Origin of the sequence: Streptomyces sp. 13-12-16, assembly GCF_002114215.1 — a bacterium.
GTDB lineage: Bacteria > Actinomycetota > Actinomycetes > Streptomycetales > Streptomycetaceae > Streptomyces.
Genome location: NZ_NCTE01000533.1, coordinates 33,085 through 42,009, shown reverse-complemented (window position 1 = coordinate 42,009; position 8,925 = coordinate 33,085). Strand labels below are relative to the sequence as shown.

Sequence of the window (8,925 nt, the reverse complement as noted above, 5' to 3'; positions counted from 1 at the left end):
ACCTTGTGAAGCGCGGGGCCCGGACGGGCCGGACCCCGCGCAAGAGGGCGCTCACGATCCCTCGTACATCGTGCTCACGGCGTGTCGAGCACCGTCCCCGTCAGCACCGGCTCGTCGGGCAGCGGCTCGGCGTTGTCGTCGGTCAGTGCGAGGCGCATCGACTCGGTCGGCTCGGCGACCTGGTCCCGTACGACCGGCACGACGAAGTCCACGCCGGTGCTCCCGGGCGGGATGTGCAACCACACCCACAGATCCGCGTCGGACAGCGGCCGCTCGGGATCGGGCACGCCGCCGGACCAGTCCATGAGCCACTGCGGGTCCACGTCCTTGGTGGACAGCTCGGCGCCCTCGGCGACCGGAAGCACCCGCACCGGCTGCCAGATGTCCACCGCCACGGGCGCGTCCACGGACAACCGCCAGGTCAGTGTCTCTCCCTCGGTCACCCGGTCCGTGACCGGCGACAGGGTGATCACCGGCTCGGGGTCGTCGTTCTCGACGGTGAGCCCGCCCCGGTGCTTGCCGACGACGGCATGGTGGACGGCCTTGACGGCGATGTCGTGCTCCACGTCGTAGCCGTAGGCCGTGTCGCCCTTCACCTCGACCGGCACGTCGATCGCGTCGCTGCCGGGCCGTACGGTCACGAGGCGGCTCTCGGTCCGGCCGCTGTCCGGGTCGAGGACGTACACACGGACCTGCCCGCTGCCGTGCCCGGAGATCTCGACCGGAACCCGGTAGGTGCGGGTGCCCGAGTCGCCCTCCTTGACGAGCGTGCGGCCCACGTCGACACGCGGCAGGGCCGCCGCCTCCACCGCCGAAGTGCCCGGCGCCCAGCCCCAGGCGTCCATCAGCCAGGCCCGCCCGGACTGTGAACGGGGCGTCAGCTCAAGGGACTCGACATGCCTGAGATCGAGCCCGGCCCGGGTCGCGGCCGACAGCGGGACGCGCAGCTCCTGGGCCCAGTAGGAGGCGGTGCTCGCGGAGCCGGGGAGCCCGTCCACCCGGACCGAGCCCAGCGTCACCCGACGGTTGGAGGAGTCGGTGACGGACACGTCGAACTTCGTGCCGGTCGTGTTCGGCGGTACGAAGAGCCGGAGCGCGAGCTTCTGGGAGCCGCGGAGGGAGAGCGGCTTGGCCGGAGTGATGCGTGCGGCCGTGCCCGGCGCGGACCACTTCAGGTCCACCGCGCTGCGGCCGGTCTCCTGCTCCGTCTCCCACCACGCGAAGTGCGGTGACGATCCGGGGGTCTCCGGATCCAGACAGGCCACGGCCGGGTCGGGGTCGATCGCCGAACACAGCCGGGCTCCGGTCACCTTCGCCCCGCCGTCCGGCAGGAAACCACCGCTGCGACGGCCGCCGACCGCGTGGGTCAGCACCCGGGCCGGGTCCGCGGACGGGGCCCGCTTGCCGGAACCGTCGAGCAGCGGACGCACCCGATCGTCCCCGGCGACGAAGAGCCGGGCCGCGGCGGCGATGTACGTGGCGCCCGCCTTGTGCTGCTGGGCGGCGGTCAGCCTGGTCGCGGCACCCGGCGCGCACACCGGGTCCGGCTGCTCCGGGTCGGTCCAGAAGTCGTCCCCGGCCGGTGCGACGGCCTCGCCCGGGGTCCACTCGCTGTTGAAGTAGTTGTGGTTGGCGCCGACCATGTAGACCGCGCTGTGCAGGGCCGTGCCCCGGCTGATCCCGCGCGTCCCGTCGACGAAGTTCTCGCCCTGCAGGTCCGACACGTCGCCGTCGCAGCCCGGCAGCAGCGTCACGGACGGCACGTCGGCGACCGGGTTCTGGCCGAAGACCGTCGGTCCGATGAGCACGGTCCCGCGCACCTTCCAGCGCACCGGTCCCCGGTAGCCGTCCTCGGCGGCCGGCGGCGGGTAGAGGCTGTCCATGGCGGCCCGGTTGACGCCCTCGCCACCGCGTGAGTGGCCGACGAGCAGGACACGGGAGAGGTCCGCTTCCGCCGCCTCGCGTACGACGGCCGGGGCGGAGGAGCGACGGGCGGTCCAGTCGGCCCAGCGGGCGAGGTGCTGGCGTACCAGCGAGGAACGCGCCTGCGCGCCGGCGTCCTCGGCCTCCCAGTCCTGGGCGTTGATGCCGTTCGCCGAGATCGACACCGTCACGTAGCCCTGGGAGGCCAGCAGTCGCTGGTCGCGCAGGTAACCCAGGTGGCTGGGGATCGGCTTGTAGCCGTCCGCGCAGGGCCAGTCGCCGGTCACGTCGTCCTCGGAGCCCGGCTTGTAGCAGGTGCCGTGGCGGCCGTGCAGGAACAGCGCGAGCGGCCGGCTGCCGGTGGCTCCCTTCGGCGCCACCACCTCGGCGGTCATCTCCACCGGGGTGTCGAACCCGGGCAGGCGCACCGGGTCGAGGTCGTACTCCCCGGTGACCGTGCGGTACGGGCCGGGTCTGCCCGGATCAACGCCGTTCGCCGGCGCCTGCGCGGGCATCCGCGCCACGCGCGGGCCGGACCCGTGCGTGTCGTCGGCCGCCGCGTCCAGCCGACGCCCGGCGGCCGTCACTTGAAGATCCGTCAGCTGCTCGGTCCGCGTCCCGCCGAGGGCGAGCCGGAAGGTCCTCCCGTCCCTCGCCGGCTTCGGCGCCCCGAGCAGCCGGTCCCCGGTACGGAACTCGACCCGCGCATCCCCCATGGGCACGGCCTTCGGCGTACGCCAGACCAGCTCACGCGCCCCGTCCTCCCCGTCGATCCGCCACCCCGGCGGAAGCGGATTGTCGTCCGTCGTGCTCGACGGCTCCGATGTGTAAGGCTGTTCGGCCTGTGCCAGTCCGGGTGAGCCCGCCAGGGCCGCCAGCACCGCCACGGCGGTCACACATATTCGCCGGGCATGGATCAATGGTCCTCTCCTCAAAACCCCGTGCGCAGACGTCCCGTCGGTCTCGGGCGTCCCTCGCGTCACCTAGGACGGGGGAGGGACGCCCGTGGGTTGTCCGTGAGGAGACGCCGACAGCGGGCGAGCGGTGTGATCAAGCCAGTGCAACTGAGCGCTCTCCGGCACGTCGCCGCGAAGCATGCTGGTTCCCACGTCCTCGGGTGCACCGTCTGCCGGTGCGTCCTCCCCGCTCAACCGGCCGACCACCGTGCAACTGCCCTCGACAAAGGCGCAGTTCGGCCTAGGAAGGCGCACGACGGCCTTGTCCCGGCACGACTCACTTCGTCTGCTTGAGTCGCTACGTTCGACGGATGGTCTCGAACCGGTCCGGAAGGTCACCGAGCGGCTGCTGCGGGAACTGATCGGGACCGAGGCGAGTGCGAAGATCGACGCCCTCCGGACCACATCCGGTTCCCCTGCCTCGTCCTCGACGCCACCCGCGTCAAGGCCCGCGTCGGCCACCGCATCGTCTCCGGGCGATCGCCATCGCCACCGGCGTCACCCAGGACGGCGGCCGGGAAGTCCTCGGGGCCATGGTCGGCCGAAGCCGACGTGGGTCAGCAGGCGTACGTTGCATTACCACCGAGGGAGGCGGCTACGTTCTTGACGGCTGCTCAGGCGGGGTCGGCGCGGTTGTGGCGGCAGCTCGTGACAACGGCGAAGATTCCTGCGAATCAATGGGGGCGGCGTACCGAAAAGGTTTGTCATGCAGCCGGACGTCGACGGTGATCACCCCATGACGATCAGAAAGGGCTATGCCGTCTAGGGCCTGTGTGACGTCGTGATCAATCTTGCCGATCCGGGTCCGCCTGGATGGCTGATCCGGTAGGAAGACGATCGTGACGCGCAGGCAACTCGCCGAAAAGCAGTGGAAGTTGATTGAGACGTTCCTGCCGATAGGCGAGTACGGCCCGTACCCCGAGCGGCTGCGGGAGCAGTTCGAGGGGGTGATCTGGCGGTTCCGTACCAGCAGCCAGTGGCGGGAGATGCCCGGCGAGTTCGGCCCGTGGGCGACGGTCTATGGCCGCTTCCGTGTCTGGAGGGACGCCGGCGTCTTCACCGCACTGCTGGAAGGCGTGATCGCCGAGGCCGCTTGTCAAGGGCAGACGGACTTGTCTTTGGTCAGCGTGGACTCCACGACCGCCCGCGCCCATCACGACGCCGCCGGGATGTGCATCGGCAAGGAGGTCTTGGACGCCCTTGAGGAAGCCGCCGCCGAGCAGGAGCGGACCCGGCAAAAGGGGGCGGCCCGCCGGTACAGACCGGACAGGACGGAAGCGACGACCCCGGCCGGGAAGAGCGGCGGCGCATCAGGCGACGACGCAAGTTGCGTCTGAAGGAAGCCCTGCTCGGCAGGTCCCGAGGGGGGGTGACGAGCAAGGTTCATCTCGCCGCGGACCGCCGTTGCCGTCCGTTGTCGTTCGTCCTGACCGCGGGACAGGCAGCCGACAGCCCGCAGTTCGTCCCCGTGCTGCAGAAGGTGTGGTTCCGCCTGCCGGTCGGCCGTCCCCTAACCCGGCCTGGAGCTGTCGCCGCGGACAAGGCCTACTCGTCCCGCGCCAACCGCTCTTACCTGCACAAACGCAATATCAAAGCAGTCATCCCGGAGAAGAAGGACCAGGCAGCCAACCGAAAGAAGAAGGGCAGCCGGGGCGGTCGGCCCACATGTCACGACGTCGATCTCTACAAGGAGCGGAACACCGTCGAGCGCCTGATCAACAAGCTGAAGGCCTGGCGGGGCATCGCGACTCGATACGACAAGACACCCGAGAGCTACCTCGCCGGCCTCCACCTCCGCGCCTCGATGATCTGGATCAATGACCTGCTGGAGGCAACCGCCTGATCACGACATCACGCAGGCCCTAGTCGGGGATTCCTGGCATGCCCCATCGGGCGGCTCTGTCGCTGACTTCGGCTTTCGGGCAGGTATGGCGCCAGGTCGTGAGGGCCGGGGGGCGGGCCGGGCGGCCGAAGAGGCGCTGCCTGCCGTGCACGTTCAGGCGGAGTGTTGCCAGGTCGTGCACGTTGTCGTGAATGAGGACGACGCGGGTGACATGCTGGGGGTCGTGTTCGGTGGTCCGTCCGCCGACGCGGCGGAGGCGGACTCTGGCAGGGCCGTCGGCTCCACCCGGGACGATGCGCGCCTCGACCAGACGCCGTCGGTCCCACCCCCAGTACGCGATCTCCCCGAGCAGGTAGACGGCACCTGCGTAGAGGACCCATGTAGCGTCCGAGTCCGTCCACATCAGCAGGCCGAAGAAGCCGAGGCAGCCGGCCGTCACCCCGATGCGCCGGAGCCGCGGAACCATCTGCATGCTCTTGTCGTCCGCGTCCCACAGCAGATCCTCGCTGGCAGCCATGCCGCCATCATGTGCCCTGCCCGTCTTCGTGGAAAGCCCAGAGTGTGCTTCAAGGACAGGTCGACTCAGGGGACTTCGACTCATACTGTGCTGAGTGTTGGTCCGGTTCCGTGGGCTGCGCGGTGATCCGTCCAGCATCGGGGTCGATGCGGCGGATCGTGGAAGGCCGGCCGCAGAGAGCAGGAACCGGCGAACCAGCCGCTGCCAGGTGATCCTCTGCAATTGCCTCCCTGTTGAGTTTCTCGAAGGAGACTCCCCAGCTCTCCGCCCAGCAGCCGATTGATCACGACATCACACAGGCCCTAGGCGCCCCGTTCCCCTCTCCACCGCTCGCGCGCCGCCGACCGCCGCTCACCGCAGCGTCCGATGGCCGTGACAGCCCACCCAGGAGAGCCCACCCGTGCAGAAGACCGCCCTCATTCCCTACGCCGACCTCCCCCGAGCGCACCACGAGCGCTACGTCCTGACCAGTACGGTCGACGTCTTCGGCGTCGCCCACTGGCTGCTCGGCGAACGTGCTCCGCAGCCCGGCGGCGATGTCCGGCCCTTCGACGCCCTGGTCGTCTCCGTCCATCCGGGCGGCGGCGTCGAACTCACCGAGCTGAGCGCCGTGCGAGCCCGCTGGCCGTATCTGGACCGTCTGCCCGACGGCGGGTTCGTCGTCGCCGCGTCTCGCACCCGCCGGGACGAGGACTCGGACCAGGTCCAGGTCTTCGACGCACTCGGCCGCGAGACCTCGAACTTCTCCGTCGGGGACGCCATCGAGCACCTGCTCGTGGACGAGGCCGGCCATATCTGGGTCGGGCACTTCGACGAGAACCCTGCCGGGATCCGCCGCTGGAGTGCCACGGGCCGACTTGCCTGGACATCGGACAACGCCCGCATCCCCGGTCTCTTCGACTGCTACGCCCTGAACGTGTCGGGCACCGTCGCCTGGTCGTGCCCGTACACGGACTTCCCGCTCGTCGAGATACGGCCCGACCGTCCCGGGCGGCCCGTGAGGGTGTGGACGAACCGCGTACGGGGCGCCCGTGCGGTGGCCGTCCACGGCGACCGGGTGGCCTTCTACGGCGGCTACGGCGAGGAGCGGGACCGCCTCGCCCACGGAGAACTCACCGAAACGTCCGTCGAGTCGACGGACGTCGGCCTGCTCACCCCGGCCGATGGCCCCGCTTCCGGTCGCCGACGGGTCGTCGGCCGAGGAAGCAGGATCTACGTCCAGACCGAGCCGTTCACCGCGTGGGGCGTGTTCGACCTCAGCAGCTGATACCCGGTACTGAAAAGGCCCGTTCACCGACCGTCCGACGACGGTCAGTCCGGCAGGGAGCTTGCCGCGGCGCGTGCCGGCGAGGTCCGGCATACGATCCTGTGCCTTGTCGAACGGGCCGACCACGCCGCCGACGGCAGTCACCTCTGCAAAGGCGGCCAGGCAGACGGTACGGACACTGTCGTCGTCCAGCGGTCAGGATCACGAGGGAAGAGGGATCAGGGCTGTCCGTTCGCAGTCACCGGCAGGCGTCCGAGGCGTGCTCCGGTACCGGTACCTGGTGGTACAGGTGGTCGGTACTCTCACGGGCATGGGGCTGGACATCACTGTGATGATCGCCGACTGGTCATGGCTGGGTGAGGTTCCGCCCCGGGAGAGGCTGTCGCGGTTGCGGGATGCCTGGTACGCCGACGAGAGCGGGCTGCGGGATCACGACGCGCCGGCGGTAGAAGGCGACTGGGAATGGCCACGAGGGCCCGGCAACTCCTCCTTCGCCGTCTACGAGTTCCGGGGAACCCTAGGTTCGTTCAAGGCGCACTTCTGGGCCGGGGAGCGGTGGGAGGCCGTACGCGACCACGCCGACCCGCTGGTGCGGGCCGGGCTGGACACCTTGCTGCTCGGGCTGATCCGGGGAGGGCTGGACGGCGAGGCGGAGCACGTGGATCAGGGCTTCCTCTGGGATGACCCCGCCGTCACCCATGGCGTGCTGCTCGCGAGGTCGCCGGACAGCGTGCGGGAACTGGCAGTGACGTGGGAGGAGGTACGGACCTGGCTCGAGGGGTTGCGTGAGGCGTTCGACGAGCATGCCACCGTGCCCGAGGGCTGGGTCCGCGACTTCGACGAGTTCACCGACCTGCTGCACGACTGGGGCCGCGTCCTTTCCGAAGCCGCCCGACGGGGCTGGGGACTCGTGGGGCTGAGCGAGTAGGACACGACCGGTCGCCTCGCTTCCGGGCCCTGTCACCGCAGGGCATGAGGTCTGCGGGAGTTGCCGACGGCCGGGGGAGGCCAGGGCGGTGCGGGTACGCCGGGCGGCGCGATACGCCCCGGTGGAGAGCCGGCCACCGTGCGACTGCCGCGCGATCGGGTGTGTTCGCACCAGGAGCGCAGGGAGCCCCGCCGGGGCGGGGTGACCGAATGGGTCCCCTGCCCCGACGGAGCTCGGTCGGCCGGGCGGCGGCTCACCGGCGCCCGGCCGAGGCCGGTGCCGTGCGCGGCGCTCTTCGGCTCAGCCGAAGTTCACGTCGCTGCACCACATGTAGGCCTGGTCGAGGTGCGAGGCCTGCCAGATCACGAACAGGATGTGGTGTCCGGTGTAGCCGGAGGTGTTGACGTTGAAGCTGATGTTCTGCGCCGGAGCGTAGCGGCCGGTCTGCGTGATGAAGTCGAGGTTGCCCCAGCCCAGGCTCTGGGTCTTGGGGTTGAAGCCCTGCTTGCTCACGTAGACCTTGAAGTAGTCGGCACCGTGGGACGCCTGGTCGTGCAGCTGGACCGTGAAGTTGTTGCTGATGTTGGTCGTCTTCCACTGCCCGGGCTTGTCCAGGCTGGCGTTCCTCGAGAGGTTGTTGCTGCAGAGCGTCCCGTCGGGGGTCCGCGCCTGGAACTGACCACCGAGGCCGTCGCGGAGCGCGCTCATCCAGTTCCACATGGTGTCGGAGTTGGCCTGGAACGCCTGGTAACACATGGGGTCTTCGGTCTGCATGGCCGGGCTCGTGTGGTTGCTGCCCCAAGTCTTCCAGCACTGGTACGCGCGGGTGGCGGGGCTGACGATGGTGCCGTGAGCCTGGGCGGGGGTGGACCAGGCCAGTGCGCCGACAACCACGGCGAACACCATGACGAGCGCCCGGAGGGGCCGGCGGAGGGACGACCGCGAACGCCTGGTCAACGGATTCTGTTCATGCATGTGGGGGGAACTCCTTCCAGTTGCAAGACTGTCATGGGAGCGCTCCCAACGGTACGACTTCTGAGTGAAATGTCAATGAAACAAGCGGAGTTGATCACAGAGGTGGGTGATGAGCAGGGGATCTGCCGGGAGCCGGGAGCCGGAACCGTTCCCGGGACCGGAAGGCGAGGATGCGGCCTGGACCGGTGCGCGGGGCGACGCCGGGGAGGGGCGTTCGCGGCATGGCTCGGAGCGGCCCGGGCCTCGACGACTCCTCCCGGTCGATCACCCGACGCTCCGACACCGCTTCTGCCTCTCGGTGAATCCGACCGCGACTCGTTCCGCCCGAGGGCGAAGCTCCTCCGCCCGCACCAGGGCGGCCGCCTTCCGCACCTCCGGCAATCCCAACCATCGACTGCGTCGGCCGACTCGCCTTTCCCGAAACGGAATTGAGCTGGCGAAACCTGCCACGGCGAAACCGGGAACAGATCTGACCAAAGAAGCCCAATCACCACATCCAGAGGGATACCGGCTTAC

General features: G+C 69.7%; 5 protein-coding genes and 1 pseudogene. 3 read left to right on the top strand and 3 right to left on the bottom strand.

The window, feature by feature from the left end; all coding sequences use genetic code 11:
* Positions 1 to 74 precede the first annotated feature (74 nt).
* Positions 75 to 2,843, bottom strand: coding sequence for a hypothetical protein (locus B7767_RS21705; protein WP_085573668.1), 2,769 nt, complete (start codon positions 2,841 to 2,843; stop codon positions 75 to 77).
* An 875-nt stretch (positions 2,844 to 3,718) separates the two neighbouring features.
* Here B7767_RS21705 and B7767_RS21695 point away from each other — a divergent pair.
* Positions 3,719 to 4,722, top strand: a pseudogene (locus tag B7767_RS21695) (IS5 family transposase).
* Positions 4,723 to 4,741: 19 nt separating this feature from the next.
* Here B7767_RS21695 and B7767_RS21690 read toward each other — a convergent pair.
* Positions 4,742 to 5,239: a hypothetical protein gene (locus B7767_RS21690; protein WP_085573667.1), complete on the bottom strand. Its 498-nt coding sequence runs from the start codon at positions 5,237 to 5,239 to the stop codon at positions 4,742 to 4,744.
* Positions 5,240 to 5,639: 400 nt separating this feature from the next.
* Between B7767_RS21690 and B7767_RS21685 the strand changes: the two genes are divergently transcribed.
* Together B7767_RS21685 and B7767_RS21680 are read left to right on the top strand one after the other, a co-directional pair.
* Positions 5,640 to 6,506, top strand: a complete 867-nt coding sequence (locus B7767_RS21685) for a hypothetical protein (protein WP_085573666.1) — start codon at positions 5,640 to 5,642, stop codon at positions 6,504 to 6,506.
* A 310-nt stretch (positions 6,507 to 6,816) separates the two neighbouring features.
* Positions 6,817 to 7,434, top strand: coding sequence for a hypothetical protein (locus B7767_RS21680; protein ID WP_085573674.1), 618 nt, complete (start codon positions 6,817 to 6,819; stop codon positions 7,432 to 7,434).
* Positions 7,435 to 7,734: 300 nt separating this feature from the next.
* Here B7767_RS21680 and B7767_RS21675 read toward each other — a convergent pair whose 3' ends face one another.
* Positions 7,735 to 8,340 carry a lytic polysaccharide monooxygenase gene (locus B7767_RS21675; protein WP_085573673.1) on the bottom strand — a complete coding sequence of 202 codons (606 nt, stop codon included), beginning with the start codon at positions 8,338 to 8,340 and terminating at the stop codon, positions 7,735 to 7,737.
* Positions 8,341 to 8,925: the final 585 nt, after the last annotated feature.